Genomic DNA, 334 nt, shown 5'->3' on the forward strand with positions numbered 1-334 from the left:
AAAGAAAGGATTTGGCAAGCCCAAACCAATCAAGACTACGAACAACGCATGGAAGATAATCCCGTGGACTAAGGTTCAACGGAAAGTTTTCAAGCTCCAAAAGAGTATATTTCAAGCGGCTAAATCGGGACAGGATGCAAAGGTAAGAAGGTTACAACGTCTATTGGTGAAATCATACTATGCCCGACTCTTAGCAGTGCGACTGTAGGGGCGGGTTCCACGGTCAGCCATGCTTCCCAACAGTCAGCTTAATAAACCCGCCCCCCAAGCGGGTCAAGGCAAGAAAACAGCCGGTGTTGATGGAGTAAAAGTAATCTCTCCAAGACAAAGGTTA

General features: G+C 46.7%; 1 protein-coding gene and 1 pseudogene. Both read left to right on the forward strand.

What is annotated here, in order from left to right:
* The coding region (locus P5674_RS26205) for a reverse transcriptase N-terminal domain-containing protein (protein WP_315670523.1) at window positions 1–208 on the forward strand (208 nt) is incomplete at its 5' end.
* Between the two features lie 21 nt (window positions 209–229).
* Window positions 230–334, forward strand: a pseudogene (locus tag P5674_RS26210) (HNH endonuclease); the annotation flags it as partial.

Source organism: Limnospira sp. PMC 289.06, from assembly GCF_032350395.1.
GTDB classification, from domain to species: Bacteria; Cyanobacteriota; Cyanobacteriia; order Cyanobacteriales; family Microcoleaceae; genus Limnospira; species Limnospira platensis.